The organism is Nocardia sp. 2TAF39 (assembly GCF_052114905.1).
Classification (GTDB): domain Bacteria; phylum Actinomycetota; class Actinomycetes; order Mycobacteriales; family Mycobacteriaceae; genus Nocardia.
The window spans coordinates 79,526-99,434 of the sequence record NZ_JBFRFQ010000005.1; the positions used below are offsets into that span (position 1 = coordinate 79,526).

At 68.6% G+C, this 19,909-nt stretch carries 21 protein-coding genes and 1 pseudogene; 15 read left to right on the forward strand and 7 right to left on the reverse strand.

Annotation, left to right across the window (positions count from 1 at the left end; translation table 11 throughout):
• The first annotated feature begins 140 nt into the window (after positions 1-140).
• Positions 141-3,143: a helix-turn-helix transcriptional regulator gene (locus tag AB4Z47_RS04955; RefSeq protein ID WP_441948166.1), complete on the forward strand. Its 3,003-nt coding sequence runs from the start codon at positions 141-143 to the stop codon at positions 3,141-3,143.
• A 45-nt stretch (positions 3,144-3,188) separates the two neighbouring features.
• Positions 3,189-3,767, forward strand: coding sequence for a TetR family transcriptional regulator (locus tag AB4Z47_RS04960; RefSeq protein WP_441948167.1), 579 nt, complete (start codon positions 3,189-3,191; stop codon positions 3,765-3,767).
• A gap of 201 nt (positions 3,768-3,968) precedes the next feature.
• Here the strand turns inward: AB4Z47_RS04960 and AB4Z47_RS04965 are convergent, their stop codons facing one another.
• From AB4Z47_RS04965 to AB4Z47_RS04980, 4 genes and pseudogenes are all read right to left on the reverse strand, one after another.
• Positions 3,969-4,199, reverse strand: coding sequence for a hypothetical protein (locus AB4Z47_RS04965; RefSeq protein ID WP_441948169.1), 231 nt, complete (start codon positions 4,197-4,199; stop codon positions 3,969-3,971).
• A gap of 30 nt (positions 4,200-4,229) precedes the next feature.
• Entirely contained in the window at positions 4,230-4,673 is a 444-nt protein-coding gene (locus tag AB4Z47_RS04970; RefSeq protein WP_441948319.1) for a hypothetical protein, read from the reverse strand.
• 98 nt (positions 4,674-4,771) lie between these two features.
• Positions 4,772-5,221, reverse strand: a pseudogene (locus AB4Z47_RS04975) (alcohol dehydrogenase catalytic domain-containing protein); the annotation flags it as partial.
• Positions 5,119-5,502: a tautomerase family protein gene (locus tag AB4Z47_RS04980; protein WP_441948304.1), complete on the reverse strand. Its 384-nt coding sequence runs from the start codon at positions 5,500-5,502 to the stop codon at positions 5,119-5,121. The gene AB4Z47_RS04980 and the pseudogene AB4Z47_RS04975, both read right to left, overlap by 103 nt.
• Between AB4Z47_RS04980 and AB4Z47_RS04985 the strand changes: the two genes are divergently transcribed.
• Both AB4Z47_RS04985 and AB4Z47_RS04990 read left to right on the forward strand, forming a co-directional pair.
• The gene (locus AB4Z47_RS04985; RefSeq protein WP_441948171.1) at positions 5,392-5,742 is read left to right on the forward strand and encodes an LmrA/YxaF family transcription factor; all 351 of its coding nucleotides are present in this window, start codon (positions 5,392-5,394) and stop codon (positions 5,740-5,742) included. The two genes, AB4Z47_RS04980 and AB4Z47_RS04985, sit on opposite strands and share 111 nt — an antisense overlap.
• A gap of 210 nt (positions 5,743-5,952) precedes the next feature.
• Entirely contained in the window at positions 5,953-6,438 is a 486-nt protein-coding gene (locus AB4Z47_RS04990; protein ID WP_441948173.1) for an FBP domain-containing protein, read from the forward strand.
• Positions 6,439-6,726: 288 nt separating this feature from the next.
• On the opposite strand, the gene AB4Z47_RS04995 is transcribed toward AB4Z47_RS04990, so the two are convergent.
• Entirely contained in the window at positions 6,727-7,122 is a 396-nt protein-coding gene (locus AB4Z47_RS04995) for a VOC family protein (protein WP_441948305.1), read from the reverse strand.
• Positions 7,123-7,930: 808 nt separating this feature from the next.
• Here AB4Z47_RS04995 and AB4Z47_RS05000 point away from each other — a divergent pair.
• On the forward strand, positions 7,931-9,043 hold the full coding sequence (locus AB4Z47_RS05000) for an alcohol dehydrogenase catalytic domain-containing protein (protein WP_441948175.1): 1,113 nt from the start codon (positions 7,931-7,933) through the stop codon (positions 9,041-9,043).
• Between the two features lie 229 nt (positions 9,044-9,272).
• Here the strand turns inward: AB4Z47_RS05000 and AB4Z47_RS05005 are convergent, their stop codons facing one another.
• A complete protein-coding gene (locus AB4Z47_RS05005; RefSeq protein WP_441948177.1) occupies positions 9,273-9,710 on the reverse strand; it encodes a MarR family winged helix-turn-helix transcriptional regulator in 438 nt (145 codons plus the stop codon).
• A gap of 76 nt (positions 9,711-9,786) precedes the next feature.
• On the opposite strand from AB4Z47_RS05005, the gene AB4Z47_RS05010 reads away from it, so the two are divergent.
• From AB4Z47_RS05010 to AB4Z47_RS05045, 8 genes are all read left to right on the forward strand, one after another.
• Positions 9,787-10,242: a hypothetical protein gene (locus AB4Z47_RS05010; protein WP_441948179.1), complete on the forward strand. Its 456-nt coding sequence runs from the start codon at positions 9,787-9,789 to the stop codon at positions 10,240-10,242.
• Positions 10,243-10,271: 29 nt separating this feature from the next.
• A complete protein-coding gene (gene dapB / locus AB4Z47_RS05015; protein ID WP_441948180.1) occupies positions 10,272-11,018 on the forward strand; it encodes a 4-hydroxy-tetrahydrodipicolinate reductase in 747 nt (248 codons plus the stop codon).
• Complete coding sequence (locus AB4Z47_RS05020) at positions 11,015-11,515, forward strand: hypothetical protein (RefSeq protein ID WP_441948182.1); 501 nt, start codon at positions 11,015-11,017, stop codon at positions 11,513-11,515. Before dapB ends, AB4Z47_RS05020 begins: the two co-directional genes overlap by 4 nt.
• A 28-nt stretch (positions 11,516-11,543) precedes the next feature.
• Positions 11,544-11,996, forward strand: coding sequence for a flavodoxin family protein (locus tag AB4Z47_RS05025; protein ID WP_441948184.1), 453 nt, complete (start codon positions 11,544-11,546; stop codon positions 11,994-11,996).
• 111 nt (positions 11,997-12,107) lie between these two features.
• A complete protein-coding gene (locus AB4Z47_RS05030) occupies positions 12,108-12,794 on the forward strand; it encodes a response regulator transcription factor (RefSeq protein WP_441948185.1) in 687 nt (228 codons plus the stop codon).
• Positions 12,758-14,080 carry an ATP-binding protein gene (locus AB4Z47_RS05035; RefSeq protein ID WP_441948186.1) on the forward strand — a complete coding sequence of 441 codons (1,323 nt, stop codon included), beginning with the start codon at positions 12,758-12,760 and terminating at the stop codon, positions 14,078-14,080. Before AB4Z47_RS05030 ends, AB4Z47_RS05035 begins: the two co-directional genes overlap by 37 nt.
• Positions 14,073-15,092, forward strand: coding sequence for a hypothetical protein (locus tag AB4Z47_RS05040; protein ID WP_441948188.1), 1,020 nt, complete (start codon positions 14,073-14,075; stop codon positions 15,090-15,092). Before AB4Z47_RS05035 ends, AB4Z47_RS05040 begins: the two co-directional genes overlap by 8 nt.
• 84 nt (positions 15,093-15,176) lie before the next feature.
• The gene (locus AB4Z47_RS05045; RefSeq protein WP_441948190.1) at positions 15,177-16,376 is read left to right on the forward strand and encodes a winged helix-turn-helix domain-containing protein; all 1,200 of its coding nucleotides are present in this window, start codon (positions 15,177-15,179) and stop codon (positions 16,374-16,376) included.
• Positions 16,377-16,410: 34 nt separating this feature from the next.
• Here AB4Z47_RS05045 and AB4Z47_RS05050 read toward each other — a convergent pair whose 3' ends face one another.
• Positions 16,411-16,854, reverse strand: a complete 444-nt coding sequence (locus AB4Z47_RS05050; RefSeq protein WP_441948192.1) for a hypothetical protein — start codon at positions 16,852-16,854, stop codon at positions 16,411-16,413.
• A 147-nt stretch (positions 16,855-17,001) separates the two neighbouring features.
• Between AB4Z47_RS05050 and dapA the strand changes: the two genes are divergently transcribed.
• Together dapA and AB4Z47_RS05060 are read left to right on the forward strand one after the other, a co-directional pair.
• A complete protein-coding gene (dapA, locus tag AB4Z47_RS05055) occupies positions 17,002-17,910 on the forward strand; it encodes a 4-hydroxy-tetrahydrodipicolinate synthase (RefSeq protein ID WP_441948194.1) in 909 nt (302 codons plus the stop codon).
• Positions 17,907-19,886, forward strand: coding sequence for an RNase J family beta-CASP ribonuclease (locus AB4Z47_RS05060; protein WP_441948196.1), 1,980 nt, complete (start codon positions 17,907-17,909; stop codon positions 19,884-19,886). Before dapA ends, AB4Z47_RS05060 begins: the two co-directional genes overlap by 4 nt.
• Positions 19,887-19,909: the final 23 nt, after the last annotated feature.

Genomic DNA, 19,909 nt, shown 5'->3' on the forward strand with positions numbered 1-19,909 from the left:
CTGCCGGGTGATTCGATGTGTCGGCAACACTGCTGCTCCGTAGAATCGGACGTTTCGCCCTGGCGTCGACAGTAGGGACATCCCTACATCTCGATCTTCCCTGCGAATATTTCGGTGCGACAACGGGACTCGGCCGGATTATGATCCACCGGCAGAGCCCGGAAGATTCGGAACCGGGCCGGCGACCGCCCGGAGGTGACGTGTCGGTGGAGTCACCGGGGCGAGGTGTCGGACCACTGGTGGGTCGTGTGGCAGAGATGCGAACCCTGCACGCGGCACTCGGCGCCGTGCGAGAGGGAGCGACCGCGGCGATCTCGGTGACCGGGGAACCCGGCATCGGCAAGACCCGGCTGCTCCGCGAGGCGGCGCTGCAAGCGGAAGCCCTCGGTCTCCAGGTACTCGACGGACGAGGCACCGAGCTGGAACGCGAGATTCCGTACGCCGTGGTGATCGATGCCCTCGACCAGCCCCTCGGCGAGTTGCGCCGGACGGAGTTGCGATTCCTCGGCGCCGAAGAACTCGCGGAGCTGGGACGGCTACTTCCTTCGCTGAGCGCGTTGGCGTCCCCGCTGGCGACGCCGTTACAGATCGAGCGGCACCGCTGCCACCGCGCCGTGCGGATGGTCCTGCATCAACTGGCGGCGCGGCGACCGGTGCTGCTGGTGCTGGACGACGTGCACTGGGCCGACCACGCGTCGCTGGAGGTGATCGCGCACCTCGTGCGCCATCGCGTGCCGAGACTGGCGTTGTTGCTGGCCCATCGTTCGCGGCAGCTGCCGGGCACACACGCCTCCGTCCTGGCCCGCGCTACCTACGACGGCAACCTGACCGGGCTCGAGCTCGGTCCGCTGTCGCTGGACGAGACCGCCGATCTGCTCCCGGGCGATCATCTCGACCGCGTGGAGCTGGCGGACCTGCATCGCGATTGCGGCGGCAACCCTTTCTATCTCCAGGAACTCGCGCGGGCCCGCGTTCGATCCGGAGGGTTCGCGTTCGGCGCTGTGGATGCTCTCGACTCCTCCGGCGTCCCCGCCGCGATCCAGGTCGCGCTGGAGCAGGAAGTCCACGCCCTCTCGCCGCAGGCGCGTCTGCTGCTGCAGTCCGCGGCCGTGACGGGCGGACTCTTCGACCTCGAGCTGGCCATCGAGGTCGCCGAGTTGGCTGAACCCGAGTCACGCTGCGCCGCAGATGAATTGGTACGCGCGGGGCTGGTGAACGAGACGGAAGCGCCCGGGCGGCTCGTGTTCCGTCATCCCATCGTGCGCCTGGCCATCTACCAGCGCACCGGATACGGCTGGCGGCGGCGAGCACATCGCCGGGCCGCGGCGGCGCTGGCCCGCCGGGGCGCGGCGCTGTCCGTGCGCGCCCACCATCTCGAATTCTGCGGTCGGGTGGGAGACGAGCAGACTATCGATCTGCTGACCGAAGCAGGAGTGACCGCGGCGCCGCGCGCACCGGTCGCCGCTGCGCGCTGGTTCCGCGCGGCATTGCGCCTGCTACCCGACGACGCACCGGCGCAGCGGCGGCTGTCGCTGTCCATGGCTCTCGCCGATGCGCTGAGCGTGACCGGTCGACTGGGCGAATGCAGCGCCGTGCTGCGGCAGGCGCTGGAACTCATCCCGTCGGACGAGGCCGGGGACCGTGTCCGTGTCATGGCCCGGATCGCCCTGACCGAGCAGGGGCTCGGCAATGCCGCGGAGGGGCGGCGGCTCCTTACCGCGGCACTGTCGCTCAGCACGCAGGGCAGTCTGGAGGCCGCCGGCCTCCAGCTGGAATTGGCCAAGAACCACCTGATGATGCACGACTGGCAGGAGGCGGTCCGGGTCACCGGGGAGGTGCGGAAGTCCGGCACCGCGCGCGACGACCGGCGGCTGTATCTCGTGGCGACGGCGGCCAGCGCGTACATGGGCACGCTGCATTGCGGACAGTCGCTGGTAGACGGTCGCCGCTATTTGGACGAGGCGGCTTCGGCGCTGGATGCCCTCACCGACACCGAGGTCGCGCCGGCGCTGCTGGACGGGCTCACCAACGTGGTGTACGCCGAGATGTCCATGGAGCGGTGGGGGAACGCCGTGGCGCACTCGGACCGGGGCATCCGACTGTGCCGCGACACCGGACACGGTAGGCACCTGGTCGAACTCCAGCATCTGCGGGCGCTGGGCCTTTTGTTGCAGGGTCGCCTCGACATCGGCCTGTCCGCCGCGGCGATAGCCGCGGAAACCGCACTGCTGCTGGACAATTCGCCGATGATGGCGATGACCGAGGCGACGCGCTGCTGGATACTGACGTTGATGGGCCGCACCACCGACGCCCTGGCGTCCGGCGCGCTCAGCATGCGCGTCAACGCCCAGATGCCGAACGCCCTGTACGCCTGGCACGCCCCGCTGGTCTACGGCTCCGCGCTGATCGAGGCGGGCCACTACCGCCGTGGGCGCCAGGAACTCATCAAGATCGCCGGTGGCGACGTTCTCGCGATCTACCCGACCCTCATGCCCCATTTCTACCGGTTTCTGGTCGATGCCGAACTCGCCCTCGGACGCGTCGACGCCGCGGAGCGGACGACGCGACAGGTCGAGGCGATCGTCGACGCCATGCCCGCGATGCATATGCGACTCGGCGACACGCGGTACTGCCGCGCGCACGTACAGCTGACCCGTGAGGAAGTGCGGGCGGCCGCCGGAAGCGCGGAGCAGGCCGTCGCCGAGTACACCGCCAGCGGGACTCCCCTGGACGCGGCCCGCGCTCGTCTGCTGTTCGGACACGCGCTCGTCGATCTGGGTGATGTGACCGCGGCGAAAACCGAATTCGACACGGCACTCGTGGTATTCGAGCTGTGCGGCGCCGAACGGCTCGCCGAGCGCGCGCGCCTGGCTCTGCACAGGGTAGGTGAGCGGCAGACGTCAGGACCGCGGAGCCGGTCCCGCGCGACCACGGTCCGCCTGGGCGGTCTGACCGAGCGGCAATCCGAGATCGTCAACCGCGTCGTACTCGGCCGGACGAACCGCCAGATCTCGCAGGAGCTCTACCTGAGTGAGAAGACCGTCGAGGCCCATCTGACCCGCTTGTACACCAAGCTCGGGGTCTCCTCCCGGGCGGAACTCGCCGCCCTCGCGGCCAGCGACCGGATCCGTCCGCGTACGTGACCCGCGGCACCGGCTATGCGGATCGCGCGACTCTAGGCTGGATCCGTGTCCACTCAGCCCATTTCCCGAGCCGAGCAGCGCCGCCGCACGGAGGAGCGAATCCTGACGGCGGCGACTCGCCTGTTCGCCGAGACCGGCTACGACCGGACCACCATCCGGGCGGTCGCCGCCGCGGCGGCCACCGATCCCGGACTGGTGATGCGCTACTTCGGGTCCAAGGAGAATCTGTTCGCCCGCGTCACCGTGCCCGAGCCCGATGAACCGGTGACCGGAACCCCGGCGCAGGCCGCCGAGCAGCTGCTCCGCATGCTGGCCACGAAGCTCGACGAACCCGGCGGCACGCTGGCCGCGCTGCGCTCCGTGCTCACTCCCAACGAGCTGGCCGACGAACTGCGCGCGGCGATGGTCGAGCGCCAGCGCCAGACCGCTGAACACCTCGCGGACGACGACGCCGAACTGCGCGCCGGACTTCTCGGCGCGCTCACGGTCGGCGTCGTCATCGGACGACACCTCCTGCAACTCGACGGCCTCCGCGACGCGTCATCGGAACAGGTCAGTGCGCTACTTCGTCCCGCGATGCACCACCTCGCCCACGGGGACCCCGAGAACGACCGACCTGTGTGACAAGACGATAATCCCGACGACCGATCCGGTCAGTAATATCGAAATCGTCTCTGCGGCAGCAAGATGTCTCACATCGAGCGGGCGGCGGCCGCGGGATGTGCAGGCGGTGCTACCTGAAGACGTACGGCGGCAGACCGCTTACGGCTGTTGGATTGGTGTCGAATTTCGATCGATGCTCTGACACACGCGGTACGTGAACGCTCATCGCGTGCTGGTGGTGATCGGCGTTCGGTGGAGGACGAGTTCGGTGGTGTGGGCGCCGTAGGCGTGGGCGCCGTAGGCGTGGGGTGCGTCCTCCCAGTCGGCGAGCATGGTGGTGACCTGTTCGGCGGGGAATCCGGTGTGGGCGACGAACTTCAGGAGATCGGGCAGGACGGGCCGGACGTTGGAGACGCCGATCTCGAGGGTGGCACTGGTGGCGTACATATGCATGAGCGGCACTTTCGTCCCGGGTGCTGGATACTAGCCGACTGGTGTGCAGATTCCGCCGGGTTCGAGTGCGCGCAGGCCGAGTTCGACACCGGTAGAGGTGGAGGTGCCCGCTACGACGATGTCGTAGCGGCGGTCCGGTATGTCCGTGGCACGGATCTTCTTCTTGACCGTGGGATGTGGTTGGGCACCGAGTTTTTCGGCGATGACGAGTCGCTCGGGACGGTGGTCGATGTAGTCGACGACGTCGGCGCCATGCGCGACGGCCAGCCCCGCGGCGTAGAGGCCGATGCTCTGGGCCGCGCCGGCGAGGATGAGCACCGATCCACCGGGGCGTCGGGTCAGGGGCTGGACGATGCAGCGCCAGGCGTCTGACAGGTTGTCGCTGGCCGCGGCGACGCGCAGCGGGTCGAGGCCCTCGGGCAGGCGTACGAGCATGTGATCGGCATACGGGATGCGCAGCCGGTCGGCGACCATGCCACCCAGGGTCCGCTGGCTGGGCCGAACCCGAAGGCAGCCAGGGTACCGGTGCGAGTGGTTGCGCATTCGGCGGTGAGCCCGCGCGCGCATTCGCGGCAGCCGCCGCACGACACCGCCCACGGCACGACTACAGCATCTCCGCGGTGGAGGCCGGTGACGTCGGAGCCGGTTTCGAGGACTTCGGCAATGCATTCGTGCCCGATAGCGAATGGTCCCTGGAACGGCACCGGTCCGCAGATGCTGGAGACCACGGGGTCGATGAGGCCGGTGTGGATGCCGATCTGCATGGCGCGGGAGACGTGGCGGTGGATGGGTAGGGTATCGCCGTCGCAGCGGCCGGCGACGAACGGGCGCACGATCGCATCGCCCTGCTCCTGCAGGACAGGGTCGGGCCGCGCGCGCCATTCAAGGTGTCCGGTGCGGATGAACTGCAGCTCGCGCATCAGCCGCGCGCATCTTTCGCGAGGGCGGCCAGCTCGGCGAAGCGGACGACATTGCCAGCCGCACCCCAGGTGCCTTCGGGCTGTTCGTGGATCAGGACCCATACCCGTAGCGCGTCGGCCTCGCCGAGCCCGGCTGCGGTCAGCACGTCGGCGGTGACCTGCTCGAGCATTCCCGCTTTGCGGCGATCGGACAGTGCGCCTTCGGGGACGGTGACGTCGACGCGGAAACGCTGGCCGCGCGCAAGCTCGCCGAAAAGCTGCCCGCAGGCCCGGTGGCGGGGCTGCGAGGGTTCGTGGACATGTGGCGAAAGGTGGTGCTCGACAGCGAATTCCGCGCCGGATACCCAGTGCTGGCCGTGTCCGTCGAAGACCCCTCCGAGGATGACGCACCACAACAGGCAGCCGCCGCCGCATTCCGGAACTGGACAGGGCTGTTGGCCGAGTCGCTGCGCGAGCACGGCGCCGGCGAAGTCGACGCCGAACAGACCGCTACGGTGATCGTGGCCGCGATCGAGGGCACGGTAGCGATGTGCCGGGCCGAACGCAGCACCCGCCCGCTCGACCGAACCGTCGACAAACTCGAATTCCTCGTCCGAGCCGTCACCGACCCCGACCGCGACTGATCACCTCGGTGCGGACGGGAACCGGTGGTGATCGCGGCGCCGGCGAGGGCGTCTACGCCGCCGACTTCAGGGTGCCCGCAACGTCTTCCTGCGTCTGACCGGTCGGAGATCATGCGGGCAGCACTGCGCGCCAAAATCCGTTGTTCTGCTCCACGGCGGGCCCGTAACGTCGCTTCGGTTTGCCCATCGATGAACCGAAGGAGATCCGTCATGCACGCCGTCACCGAACGCGACATCAGGTCGTCGTTCGTCAACTGTTCGAAAGGCGAGGCCAAGCGGCTACCCGTGCCCCGTGACCTGGACGATCGCCCGTGGGACGATCTGGACTTCCTCGGCTGGGGCGACCCCTCCTTGCCCGGGCGGGGCTATCTCGTCGTCCCACAGGACGATCGGCTGGTCGGTGTCGCGCTCCGCTACGCGACCGGTGGCTCCGGGCGGGCGCAGATGTGCACGATCTGCCTGACCACGCACACCGGCGGCGTCTCGCTGATGACCGCGCACAAGGCAGGCGAATCCGGGCGAAAAGGCAACTCGGTCGGCACCTACATGTGCACTGATCTCGCGTGTTCGCTTTACGCCCGGAACAAGAAGAGGCCCGCGCTCGGCAGTCGGTATCGCGAAGACCTCACGCCCGAGGAGAAGGTCGAGCGGGTGCGCGACAACATGAGCGCGTTCCTGGCAAAGCTCTACACCTGATCCCGAACTCGACAACGACCCGGCACGCGGCCGACGGGCTGCGCACCCGAACGGAGGTAGATGCCATGCGCCGACACTCGAGGACCGGCCTGCCGAGGCGCCCCGAGTTCAGCGACACCGCAACAGGACTCGGGGTGGTGGCCCGGATTCCGGCGCCGATCGAGACGTCCCGGACACCGGCCGGACCAGTCTGGATAGCACGGCCAGTCGGCCGACACGTCGGTTTCGCCCCGCCTGAGGCGGATGCCGAACGCGGGGTCGGCGCCACGCGGACGCCGCCCCTCGTCGTTACGTCGGCCAGCCGCCGTACGGGACAGTGATCAATTCCAGGAAATGACCGCTGGGGTCGAGGAAATAGACGCCGCGACCGCCGTCGTTGTGGTTGATCTCGCCGACCCCCTGTTGGCGGGGATCGGCCCAATGCTCCAGCCTGTAGCGCCGGATCTTGGTGTAGGCCGTGTCGAACTCGGTCTCGGAGATCAGGAATGCGTAATGCTGGGGTTGGATTTCGGTGATGTGTGGCGGCACGTTCGCGAAGTCGAGCGTGACACCGTTATCCAGGAGAACCGGAATAAACGGCCCCCAGGGTGTTCCGATTTCCAATCCTAGGATGTCCGCCCAGAATTCGGCGGACACCCGATTGTCGCGACAACCGACAACGGTGTGATTGAACTGTACAGACAGTGGAATTTCTCCTCTGGTCGTGACGATCCCGACCCCGGGCTCGGTACAAGGCGGCCAACGGGAGCACCGTCACGATCGAAGAAAATAGCACCGTTCTGGCGGAGAGCGCCAGTGCCCATCCGAGTAGCGACGCGCCGCGACGAAGTCGCCAGCGGCGGTCAACTGTCTGTCAGCAGCCGGTATGCAGCGGACAAACCGATATCGCCTTCGCCACCCGCTGCGACCACGTCGGCCCCGCTGCCGTTTCCGAGCGAAGCGAGATCGAGCATTTTTCTGTTCGTGGCCCGGCTCGCGTGTGAGAGTCCGCGGCGTGCGTGACATAGTTGTCAGCGTTGGCGGCTTCGCAGATGAGCCAGGTAGGGGGCGTGAACACCCAGTGTGAAAAGCGGACAAACCGATATCGCCTTCGCCACCCGCTGCGACCACGTCGGCCCGCTGCGGTTTCCGAGCGAAGCGAGATCGAGCATTTTTCTGTTCGTGGCCCGGCTCGCGTGTGAGAGTCCGCGGCGTGCGTGACGTAGTTGTCAGCGTTGGCGGCTTCGCAGATGAGCCACGTAGGGGCGTGAACACCCAGCGTGAAAAGCGGACAAACCTTTGCCGCCTTCGCCACCCGCTGCGACCACGTCGGCCCCGCTGCCGTTTCCGAGCGAAGCGAGATCGAGCATTTTCTGTTCGCGGCCCGGCTCGCGTCCGAGCGGTCGACGCGTCCGCGACGCAGTCGCCAGCGTCGGCCGCTCGGACGCGAGCCAAAAGGGGGCCGCGAACACGCCGCGCCCGCGCGGCCAAAAACACAGTGCAAAAATGCACTATGAAGATTCGTGGGGCAGTACTGGAGCGGATCGCGGCGCCGGTGCCGTTCGCCGAGTCGGCGCCGATCACCGTATGCGAGCTGGAGCTGGGCGAACCGGGGCCGGGTGAGCTGTTGGTTCGGATCGAAGCGGCGGGGCTGTGCCACTCGGACCTGTCCGTGGTGGACGGTAACCGGGTGCGGCCGGTGCCGATGCTGCTCGGACACGAGGCCGCAGGGCGGGTCGAGGCGATCGGTCCCGGCGACAGCGATATCGGGGTCGGAGAGCGCGTCGTGATGACCTTCCTGCCGCGCTGTGGGGATTGCGCGGGCTGCGCGACGGAGGGGCGGACGCCGTGTGTGCCGGGCAGCGTCGCCAACAATGCGGGCGAACTGCTCGGCGGCGGGCGGCGGCTGATCCGGGACGGCGCCGAGGTGCACCATCATCTCGGTGTGTCGGCCTTCGCCACCCATGCGGTTGTCGACCGGAGGTCGGTGGTGCCGGTCGATGACGATGTGCCGCCAGAGGTCGCCGCCGTGCTCGGGTGTGCCGTGCTGACCGGTGGTGGCGCCCTGCTGAATTCGGCGAAGCCGGGACCGGGGGACCGGATCATGGTGGTCGGTCTCGGCGGTGTCGGCATGGCGGCAGTGCTCGTCGCGATCTCACTTGCGGCGGAAGGGCACGAGGTCATCGCGGTCGACACCATTCCCGAAAAGCTCGCCCTCGCACGAGAATTGGGTGCTCACGCGGTGTACACCCCGGCCGAGGTCACCGAACTCGGTGTGCAGGCGGAGGTGGTGGTCGAGGCCGCGGGCAATATCCGCGCCTTCGAGACCGCGGTGGCGGCGACCGCGCCCGGTGGTACTACCGTCACCGTCGGCCTCCCGGCTCCCGGCGCGCGTGCCAGTATCTCGCCACTGGCCCTGGTCGCCCAGGGGCGCTCGATCGTCGGCAGTTACCTCGGCTCCGCCGTTCCCTCCCGCGACATTCCCGAGTACGTCCATATGTGGCGCTCGGGCCGCCTCCCGGTCGAGCGGCTCGTCTCCGCCCACATCGGCCTCGACGAAATCAATCGCGCCATGGACGAACTCGCCGCGGGTCACGCGTTGCGTCAGGTGATCATCTTCGATTGAGGCGGTAAGCGGCCCTGGGTCGGGGTTCGGCCCCGGCGGGTGGAGTGGGTCCCGTGGCCTCGCGCCGTCCGGTGCTGGTGGTAGCTCGACCTCGGATCGGTTCCGGTGTGCTGACCTTTCGGGGCACTTGGGGGCGCTGCTTTGGGCAGTAAGACGGTCACCTCGGACCCGAACCGTCTGGCCGCGCGGTAGGAATCCTCTCGGTCGAGCCGTTCCCATGGGCCTGCCGTCAGGCGGTGGGTCGGTCCATCGCGTCGACGAACCGCTCGAGCAGGCGTGCGAATTCGGCACGCTCAACGGGTGTCCAGTCCGCCATGGCGGCGGCCATGGCGGAACGGCGTCCCCTTTTGGCGTCCGTCACGGCGTCGCGTCCACCGGGAGTGAGGCGCAGGACGGCGCGCCGTCCGTCGCGCTGATCGGCGACCCGTTCCAGCAGCCCGGAGGAAACCGCCTGGGCCACCAGGCGGCTCGCGCGCGGCTGGTCGACGCCGAGCGTCGGGGCCAGCGTTCCGACCGTGACGGCGTCGCCGTCGGCGACAGCATCGAGGACGCGGAACACGGCGACCGGTATGGTCCGGCCGCCTCCCAATGCACCGCGGGTCTGCCTGCGCCGAATCCGGACCATGGCCGCTTCCACGGCCACGGTGATCGCATCGTGCTGGTCCATTCGATCACTCTGCCACGCCTCCGAAATCTATGTAAGAATACATGTAATTGTCCAATGACATTGATTAGGAGTGGAGATGGCTATTCAGCGCCCGATCGGGTACTGGCTCGTGGAACTCGATCGACTGATCAGCGAGCGCTTCGACGAGGACCTCGCCGCGGGTGAACTGAGCCGCAGGCACTGGCAGATGCTGCACTCACTGGCAGACGGGCCGCAGCGCGCCGACGACGTCAGGGACGCACTCGACGCGTTCTGGACCCACGACTCCGAATGGGGCGGGGAACTGGCCGACGTGACGGACCGAGGGTGGGTAGCCGACGATGCGGGCATGCTGGCGCTGACCGAGGCAGGACGCGTCACGCATGATCAGGCATGGGTCCGGATCGGGGAGCGGCGGCGACGGATGGTCGAGGGGATCACCGACGAGCAGTACGCGGAGACCATGCGGGTGCTGCGGCGGATGGCGGAGAACATGGCGTGCGCGCCGAGCGCAGGTCAACCGACCGACACCCCGGCGCGGTCGATAGGCTGACACGAACCGAAGCGGAATGAGGAGGTGCGGTGACCATTCGGGTCGGAGTGCTCGGAGCGCGCGGCAAAGTCGGACAGGCGATCTGCGCGGCGGTGGACGCAGCGGCCGATCTGGACCTGGTCGCGTCCGTCGACAAGGACGATTCCCTCGACCGGTTCACCGCGGCCGGCGCCCAGGTGGTGGTTGACTTCACTCACCCTGACGTGGTGATGGGCAATCTGAAGTTCTTGGTGGACCACGGCATTCACGCGGTGGTGGGGACCACCGGGTTCGATGCGGCCCGCCTGGCGGAAGTGCGCGGCTGGCTGGCCGACCGCCGGGCAACCGGCGTGCTGATCGCCCCGAACTTCGCCATCGGCGCCGTGCTGTCCATGCGTTTCGCCGAGCAGGCCGCCCGGTTCTTCGAGTCGGTCGAGGTCATCGAACTGCACCATCCGAACAAGGCGGACGCACCGTCGGGCACTGCTTACCGCACTGCGGGTCTGATCGCCGCCGCCCGCGACAAGGCGGGCGTCGGCCGCAGCCCCGACGCGACGACGTCCGAACTGGACGGCGCGCGCGGCGCCGACGTGGACGGGGTGCGGGTGCACTCGGTCCGGCTGGCCGGTTTGGTCGCGCACCAAGAGGTCCTGTTCGGCACCCAGGGGGAGACCCTCACCATCCGGCACGACTCGATCGACCGCTCGTCCTTCGCCCCCGGCGTGCTTCTCGCCGTGCGTGAGATCGCGAACCGTCCGGGTCTCACCGTCGGACTCGACCCGTTCCTGGACCTGTGAGCAGCGCGGAACCGGTCCCGAACGGGCAGAGCAAGGAAATCGTCAAGGTTGTCGCGCCGATCGCCGCACTGGTGCTGGTGCTCGGCTTCTACTTCCTGCTGCTCGGCCGCATCGCGTTCAGCCTGATCGGTTCCGGCGACATCGCGGCGATCGTCATCGGCGTCGGCGTGCTGATCCTGCCACTCCTGGGTGTCTGGATTGTCGCGGCGACCGTGCGCGCGGGCCTCGCGCATCAGCATCTGGCCCGGCGCATCCACGAGGAGGGTCTCGAGCTCGACACCTCGCAGCTGCCGCACCGCCCGTCCGGCCGCATCGAGCGCGAGGCCGCCGACGCGCTGTTCGCGAAGATCAAGGCGGAATGGGAAGCCGACCCGGACAACTGGCGTGTCTCCTACCGGCTCGCACGCGCCTACGACTACGCGGGCGACCGCACCAGAGCCAGGGAGACGATGCGCCGGGCGGTCGCGCTGGAGCGGCACGAGCGCGGCGACACCTGACCGTCGCGGCGGTCGATACCATCGCACTGTGGCCCGGTTGCTGATCATCCATCACACGCCGTCCCCGCATATGCAGGCGATGTTCGAGGCCGTCGTCTCCGGGGCCACCGACCCCGAGATCGAAGGCGTGGAGGTCGTGCGCCGGGCAGCGCTGGCCGTCACCACGCCGGACGTGCTGGCGGCCGACGGGTACCTGCTCGGCTCCCCGGCGAACCTGGGCTACATGAGCGGTGCGCTCAAGCACGCGTTCGACACCTTCTACTACCCGTGCCTCGACTCCACCCGCGGCCGCCCTTACGGGCTCTACCTGCACGGCAACGAGGGCACCGAGGGCGCGGAGCGCGGCGTGGAGCGCGTGACGACCGGCCTGGGCTGGGAGCGCGCCACCGCGACGGTTGTCGTCGCGGGCCCGCCCGACAAGGAGGACATCCAGCGTTGCTGGGAGCTGGGCGCGACGCTGGCCGCGGGACTCATGGAGTAAGGGGCGGCCCCCGATTTCTGGTGTTCGACCATTCCGAGTGATGGCCCGGCATACTGGCACAGCGATTGTTCCGGTGAGGATTTGGACGAGTATTCGGGATTGGAGAGTCACGTGACGTGGGCAGAAGGAGGTGAGAACGCACCGCGCCGGATCGGATTGGTCGAAGATCACGAATCCGTCGCGATCGGTCTGGCCGCGATGCTTGCGCCGGAACCCGATCTCGATCTGGTGCTGGCCACTGGCACCGTGCCGGACCTGCTGACCGCCGCCGATGAAGCGCCGAAGCTGAACCTGGTCGTGCTCGATCTGCGACTGGCCGACGGGTCTACACCCGAGGACAACGTGCGCGCACTACGTGACCGAGGCATCGAGGTGTTGGTTTTCACCGGAGCGGACAACGCGTTCCTGGTGCGCTCCGCGGCGCGCGCCGGTGTGCTCGGCGTGGTGCGCAAGTCCGAGGATGTGCCGACCGTGGTCGCCGCGGTACGCCGCGCGGCCTCCGGCGAACAGGTGGTCACCACCGACTGGGCGGCCGCCATCGACGGTGACCCGCAATTGTCCGATGTGGGTCTGAGCCCGCGCCAGGAAGAAGTGCTCACGCTGTACGCGTCCGGTGAGAAGGCGTCCCGGGTCGCGCGGTTGACCGGCTTGTCCGAGCAGACGGTCAACGACTACCTCGGCCGGATCAGGCAGAAGTACGCCGACGCCGGGCGTCCGGCGCCCACCAAGACCGATCTGTACAAGCGGGCGGTGGAGGACGGATGGCTACCGGTTCCCGAGCGGCATCCCCGCGGGTGATCGCGTCCAGCATGCTGGACACCTCGCGGCCCACCCGCTCCATGCCGCTCGACCGCCCCCGCGCGGGCCGTTGGCGCCGCGGGGTTGTCGTGGTGTCCAGGGAGAAGGTGTCCGAGAGCGCCGGCGACCGCATTCTGCGCAGGCTCGGTCTGGCCATCGGCATCGCGGGGGTAATCGCCGCCACCGTCGAGCTACCCGAGATCGCCGACCAGAGCCGGTTCGTGCCGCTTGGCTGGACGGTGGTCGAGGTGGTGCTGGCCTTCGGGTTGTTCCCGGTGCTCGCGGTCGTCTCGGTCGGAATGAGTTGTCGCGCTATCCAGTACGTCGCTGGTGTGGCGGCCGTGAGTTTCGTCGCTGCGATAGCGGTGGTCCCGTTCGCCTATTCGCAGCCGGACGCCGAGGGGGCCTCGGTGTGGCTGTACCGGGTACTCGCGCTGGGTGTCCTTGCGGCCGTCCTCGCTTGGCGTCCGCCGCTGGCCATTGCGTACCTGGTGGTCGGCGCCGCACTCGGTGCGCTCGCGAATCTGTCCGTGCTGCGGGAGACCACAGTGCTCACACTGCTCGGCGATTTCGCCAGGGCAGCAGGGCTCAGCGCGTTGTTTCTCTGGTGCGCTATCCATGCCAGGGTCGCGGCCGACCGAGTCGACCGCGAATCGGCGATAGAGAGCAGCCGGGCCGCGGCGGTCGCGGGCGCGGCAGCCAGGGAGCGCGAACGGGCACGCTTCGCCGCGCTGATCCACGACGCGGTGCTTTCGACTCTGCTGGACGCTTCGCGCGGCGGGACCGAATCACCGGTGCTGCGCCGACAGGCCGAGCGGACCTTGGAACAACTCGACGCATGCCGGGTCGGCGAGGTCGAACCCGACCGGCTGGACGCGCAGTCCGCGATCGGGTTCCTGCGCTCGGCCGTGCACGAGGTGAACCCCGGCATCCGGTTCACCGCGCGGCGCTGGGCCGGTTTCGATGATCTGCACCTGCCGGTGGAGGCCGCGAACACGATCGCCGCGGCGCTGGCCGAGGCCGCGCGCAACAGCTTGCGTCACGCCACCGTCGCGGGCCGCGAGGTGCGCCGTACCGTCACCGTGACGATCAGTGCGGGCGGAATCCGCGTGGTGTTCGGGGACGACGGCGCGGGTTTCGACCCGAGTGAAGTACCCGCCGATCGGCTCGGCATCTCGGTGAGCATCCTCGGCCGCATGCGCCGCCTCGCGGGCGGTGCCGGATTCGTGGAATCGCGGCCGGATGAGGGTACGACTGTGACTCTGGCGTGGGGTCGCGATGGCTGACCAGGACACGTGGTTCGGCCTGCGCGATCTGCTCGGCCTGCGCGACCGGGCGGCCTGGCTGTTCCTGATGATCCTCGAGGCGACGATCGTTTTGTACATGGTTCGGAATTTTTCGGAATCACCGCTGGGCGCCGCCATCGCCGCACTGGCGCTGCTCGCGGTGGCCGGGGTCGTGGTGCTGGTGGTCCCGGTGGATCCGCTGCCCTGGCCCGCAACCGTGTTCGTTGCCGCCTCCGGTTCGCTGGCGACCATCCTGACCTCGTTCGACGTGGAGCACGGGTGGTCGAAGCAGGTGTGGACGGCGTTCGCCTCGTCGTACCTGCTCGCGGTGCTGGTGCTGCGCGGACGGCTGGTCGCGGCCTGGCTCGGTGTCGTGGGTATCGGTGTGGTGATCGCGGTGGTCGGTGTGGTGGCTGGACCGCGGTTCGGTGTGGTCGTCGGCTCGATAGTTCCGGTCGCCACGGTCGCGGGGGTGTCGTCGTTCGCGGCCATTATGCGCCCGACCCAGCGTTCGTTGCGTCTGCTGCGCGAGGAGGCGACCGTGCGGGCCGCCGCGGAGGCCGGTATGGCCGCGGAGAACGGGGAACGGAACCGGCAGCTGGCCAGGCTTGATGCGGTGGCGCGGCCGATCCTGGAACGCATCGCCGACGGCGACGAGCTCACCGCGGGGGAGCGCGAGCAGTGCAGACTCCTGGAAGCCGAACTGCGCGATGCACTTCGGGCGCCGCAGCTGGTGACCGACCGGCTCAGCAGCGCTGCACGTGGGGCACGCTCGCGCGGTGTGGAGGTGGTCCTGCTCGATGACGGCGGTTTCGCGGGCGTCCCGCGCGGGGTGCGTCGGCAGGTGATCGAAGCGGCCACTCGTGAATTGGACGCCGCGAACGAAGGGTCGGTCACGGTCCGTGTCCTGCCGGTGGGCCGGCGCATTCTCGCCACCGTGCTTGCGACGGCGTCGAATCAAGACCGACGCCTCGAGATCGACGCGGCGGGCGTGGTGACCGTCTCGACCTAGCGCGGTCCACGGCGGACCGGCAGGCCGATCGGCGGCCCCACCGCCGCGACAAACCTGTCGGTCCCGCATGGCAAAGTTCCCTTCATGCGGAACATGAGTGCGGCGGCAGCGCGTCGAACGGCGTTGGTGGCGCAGGGTTTCGGTGCGCGCAGGCCCGCACGGGTCACCCGGCGGTCGGTGCTCGGGGTGCTGGACAGAACCCAACTGCTGCAACTGGATTCGGTGTCCGCGGTGGTGCGAGCGCACTACGCGCCGGTGTTCAGCCGGATCGGGGCTTACGACCGCGCGTTGCTCGACCAGGCCGCGTGGAGCAACGGCGTGCGGCGACCGCGTGCGCTGGTCGAGTACTGGGCACACGAGGCCGCGCTCATTCCGGTCGAGGACTGGCCGCTGATGCGCTGGCGGATGAGGAAGTACGAGCACGGGCGCTGGTCCGGCATGCGCAAGGTCGTGGAGCGCAATCCCACGCTGGGCAAGGACATCCTCGACGTGATCACCGAGGTCGGAGCGGCCACCGCCGGTGAGGTGGAGCGCCATCTCGAACTGGACAAGCCGCGCCCCAAGGGTTCCTGGTGGAATCTCAGTGACACCAAGATGATTTGCGAGCAGCTTTTCGCCGCCGGTTCCCTCTCCGTGGCCGAACGCGTCGGGTTCGCCAGGCACTACGACCTCACGGAGCGGGTGATCCCGGCGGACGTGCTGGCGCGCACCGTTTCCGAACAGGACGCGGTGCGCGAGCTGGTGCGGCGCGCAGCCACCGCGCACGGCATCGGTACCGAGACCGACCTGCGCGACTATTACCGCCTGCACCGCACCCAAACCGAACCGGCCATCGCCGACCTGGTGGACGCGGGTGAGCTGATCCCGGTGGCGGTCGAGGGGTGGGACAAACCCGGCTTCCTGCGGGCCGGTGCGCCCACGCCGCGCCGCGTCGAGGGTGCCGCGCTGCTGTGCCCGTTCGACCCGCTGATCTTCTTCCGCGCTCGCACCGAGCGGATCTTCGACTTCCATTACCGCATCGAGATCTACACCCCGGAACACAAACGGGTGCACGGCTATTACGTCTTCCCGTTCCTGCTCGACGGCGAACTCGTCGGTCGCGTCGACCTGCGCGCGGAACGCGCGACCGGTCGCCTCTGGGTGCCTGGTGCGTTCGCCGAACCCGGGTACGACACCCCGGCCACCGCGCACGAACTCACCGGCGCGCTGCGTGAGATGGCCGACTGGCTCGAACTCGACGAGGTGGTGATCGGTGACCGCGGCAATCTCGCCCCGCTGCTGTAGCAGGTGACATGGCCGGCTCGGCCGCGCCGCGAAGTCAGGAGTCGCGCTTGGACCCGTATCCCCGCATCTGGTCACGCAGCGCGCCGTGCACGGCGCCGGACAGCCACGAATTCAGCGACTGACCGCTCTGTGCGGCAGCCTCTTCCGCGCGCGCCTTCATCTGCTCGACCAGCCGCAGCGTGACGCGGCTGATGTCGCCGGTCATCTCCTCGAACGTCGGTGGCTCGTCGGTTGCGGTGCTCTTGCGCACATCGATCGAGGCGTCCGTGCCGTCGACCGACACGTGCACCGTTCGGTCGCCGAGCGCTGTACCGACCTCGGTGGCGAGCTCGGACAGCGCGGCGAGCAACACCAGCCGCGCCGAGCCTTCCGTCGCCGAGGCCAGCGCTGCCGCCGTGGCCTGGGTCTTCTCGTCGCCGAGCGCCCCGGCCGCGACCAGGTTCTCGCGCAGTTGGGTGGTGTACTTGTTCAAATCCATGACATCATTGTGACGTCATTTATGATGTCCTACAAGGGTAGGAATGACATCACGGTGCTGGGTGATATCGGAATCGCCAGACCGGGCAGATCCGAACGTCGACGAGGGTGTCGAGGGCGTGTCCCAGACCGGGTAGCCTTTCTGACCATGATGAACGGTGAATCGACGCCAACGGAGCTGCGCGCGTCCGGCACAGTAGGTGTCGCGATGGTGACCCCCTTCAGTGCCGACGGCAAGCTCGACGTCGATGCCGGGGTCGCGCTCGCGGCCCACCTGGTCGACCGCGGTGTCGACCTGCTTGCGATCTCGGGGACCACCGGTGAATCGCCGACCACGACCGAATCGGAGAAGGCAGACCTGCTGCGCGCCGTTGTCGATGCCGTCGGCGACCGTGCCACCGTGATCGCGGGGGCGGGCACCTACGACACAGCGCACTCGATCGAGCTCGCGCGCACCGCGCAGCGCGCGGGCGCGCACGGTTTGCTCGTGGTGACGCCGTACTACTCCCGCCCCAGCCAGGAGGGCTTGGTCGCGCACTTCACCGCCGTCGCGGATGCCACCGAGCTGCCGGTAACCCTGTACGACATTCCGGGCCGATCGGTGGTCCCGATTGCCAGTGACACCATCCGGACGCTTGCCGAGCATCCACGCATCGTCGCGGTCAAGGATGCCAAGGGCGACCTGAACATGGGCGCGGAGCTCATCGCGAGCACCGGCCTGACCTTCTACTCGGGCGACGACGCGCTCAACCTGCCCTGGCTTTCGGTCGGCGCTGTCGGATTCATCAGTGTCATCGGGCATCTCGTGCCTGAGCGGTTGCGTGCGCTACTGGACGCCTACACCGCCGGCGAGGTGGTCCGTGCCCGCGAGATCAACGCCACGCTGCTGCCGCTGAACGCGGCGATGGCGCGGCTCGGCGGCGTCGCGATGAGTAAGGGCGGGCTGCGGCTGCTCGGCATCGAGGTCGGTGAACCGCGGCTGCCACAGTTGATGCCCGACACCCGACAACTGGAAGCGCTGGCCGCCGATCTGCGGACGGTCGGGGTGATTTCATGAGTGATCCTGTGGCCCGTCGCCCCCGCCGCGGCGCTTCCCGCGCCGTGGGAGCGCCCGCACCGTCCGCGCCGGCCGAACAGCCGAAGCGCGCCGAACAGCCTGAGCGCGCGGCCTCCGCCGAGGTGACCGTCCAGGCCGAAGTCACCGTGCAGCCCGAGAAGAAGGCGAAGAAGTCCACGCAGGCGAAGCAGGAGCCCACGCCGCGCGACGGGCAGCCGCGGCGTTCGGGACGAGGACGCCAGCAGTCCGGTCGTGGGCGTGCCGAAGCGCCCGCGCCGCCGCCGAATCCGGTCGCCGCGCACGACCGTCTCGGCGCCCCGCCCGCACTGCCCAAGCAGGGTCTGCGCGTGTTCGCCCTCGGCGGCATCGGCGAGATCGGCCGCAACATGACCGTTTTCGAGTACGGCGGCAAGCTGCTGATCGTCGACTGCGGCGTGCTGTTCCCGGAGGACCAGCAGCCCGGTGTCGACCTGATCCTGCCCGACTTCCGCCCCATCGAGGACCGGATGGATGACGTGGTTGCCGTCGTGCTCACCCATGGACACGAGGACCACATCGGCGCGGTGCCGTTCCTGCTGCGGCTGCGGCCGGACATACCGGTCGTCGGGTCACGCTTCACCCTCGCGCTGGTCGCCGCGAAATGCCGGGAGCACCGCCAGCATCCGAAGCTGGTCGAGGTGACCGAGGGCCAGCACACCACGCACGGGCCGTTCGGCTGCGAGTACTTCGCGGTCAATCACTCCATTCCCGACGCGATCGCCGTCGCCATCCGCACACCCGCCGGTGTCGTCCTGCACACCGGTGACATCAAGCTGGACCAGCTTCCGCTGGACGGACGACTCACGGACCTGGCCGGATTCTCCCGCCTCGGCGACGAGGGCGTCGACCTGTTCCTGGTGGACTCCACCAACGCCGAGGTGCCCGGCTTCGTCACGCCCGAGCGCGAGATCGGTGGCGTGCTGGACACCGTGATCGGCAAGGCCCGCAACCGAGTGATCGTCGCGTCGTTCGCCAGTCACGTGCATCGCATCCAGCAGGTGGTCGACGTGGCCCAGAAGTACGGGCGGCGAGTGTGTTTCGTCGGCCGCTCGATGGTCCGCAACATGCAAATCGCACAGGATCTTGGTTATCTCACCGTGCCGGACGGCGTGGTCGTCGACCTCGACGTCGCCGCGACGCTGCCCGGCGACCGGCTGGTGCTGATCTCGACCGGTTCGCAGGGCGAGCCACTGTCGGCGCTGTCGCGGATGGCCCGCGGCGACCATCGCCAGATCAACATCCGCGCCGACGACCTGGTGGTGCTGGCCTCCTCGCTCATCCCCGGCAACGAGAACTCGGTGTTCGCGGTGGTCAACGGCCTTGCCAGGCTCGGAGCCACGGTGATCACCCAGCAGAACGCCAAGGTGCACGTCTCCGGACACGCCTCGGCGGGCGAGCTGCTGTACCTGTACAACGCGGTGCGGCCGACCAACGCTATGCCGGTGCACGGCGAATGGCGGCATCTGCGCGCCAACGCGGCCCTGGCCGTGGCGACGGGTGTGCCTGAAGACCGGGTAGTCCTCGCCGAGGACGGCGTAGTGGTCGATCTGGTCGATGGCATCGCCTCGATCGTCGGCCGGGTGACAGTCGGGCACGTGTACGTCGACGGGCTCTCCGTGGGCGACGTCGGTGAATCGACGTTGTCGGACCGGCTCGTGCTCGGCGAGGGCGGTTTCATCGCGATCACCATCGCCATCGATGAAACCACCGGCAAGGCGGTCAGCACCCCCGAGCTCAGCGGACGCGGCTTCTCCGACGATCCGACCGCGCTCATCGACGCGGCGGAACTGGTGGAAATCGAACTGCTGAGGCTGGCGGGTGAAGGTGTCACCGACACCCACCGGATCGCGCAGGGTGTGCGCCGTGTGGTCGGTCGCTGGGTGGCCGACAAGTATCGCCGTCGCCCGATGATCGTGCCGACCGTGATCGGCGTCTGATCCCTGAACGACGAAAAGCGCCG

Excerpts from the sequence above, each read along its gene's own strand:
- AB4Z47_RS05010 (WP_441948179.1), top strand. The coding sequence starts at position 9,787 with ATGGCTATTCAGCGCCCGATCGGGTACTGGCTCGTGGAACTCGATCGA.
- AB4Z47_RS05060 (WP_441948196.1), top strand. The coding sequence starts at position 17,907 with ATGAGTGATCCTGTGGCCCGTCGCCCCCGCCGCGGCGCTTCCCGCGCC.
- AB4Z47_RS04990 (WP_441948173.1), top strand. The coding sequence starts at position 5,953 with ATGCACGCCGTCACCGAACGCGACATCAGGTCGTCGTTCGTCAACTGT.
- AB4Z47_RS05045 (WP_441948190.1), top strand. The coding sequence starts at position 15,177 with ATGCGGAACATGAGTGCGGCGGCAGCGCGTCGAACGGCGTTGGTGGCG.
- dapA (WP_441948194.1), top strand. The coding sequence starts at position 17,002 with ATGATGAACGGTGAATCGACGCCAACGGAGCTGCGCGCGTCCGGCACA.
- AB4Z47_RS05050 (WP_441948192.1), bottom strand. The coding sequence starts at position 16,854 with ATGGATTTGAACAAGTACACCACCCAACTGCGCGAGAACCTGGTCGCG.
- AB4Z47_RS05040 (WP_441948188.1), top strand. The coding sequence starts at position 14,073 with ATGGCTGACCAGGACACGTGGTTCGGCCTGCGCGATCTGCTCGGCCTG.
- AB4Z47_RS04955 (WP_441948166.1), top strand. The coding sequence starts at position 141 with ATGATCCACCGGCAGAGCCCGGAAGATTCGGAACCGGGCCGGCGACCG.
- AB4Z47_RS05035 (WP_441948186.1), top strand. The coding sequence starts at position 12,758 with ATGGCTACCGGTTCCCGAGCGGCATCCCCGCGGGTGATCGCGTCCAGC.
- AB4Z47_RS04970 (WP_441948319.1), bottom strand. The coding sequence starts at position 4,673 with ATGGTCGCCGACCGGCTGCGCATCCCGTATGCCGATCACATGCTCGTA.
- AB4Z47_RS05000 (WP_441948175.1), top strand. The coding sequence starts at position 7,931 with ATGAAGATTCGTGGGGCAGTACTGGAGCGGATCGCGGCGCCGGTGCCG.
- AB4Z47_RS05005 (WP_441948177.1), bottom strand. The coding sequence starts at position 9,710 with ATGGACCAGCACGATGCGATCACCGTGGCCGTGGAAGCGGCCATGGTC.
- AB4Z47_RS04965 (WP_441948169.1), bottom strand. The coding sequence starts at position 4,199 with ATGCATATGTACGCCACCAGTGCCACCCTCGAGATCGGCGTCTCCAAC.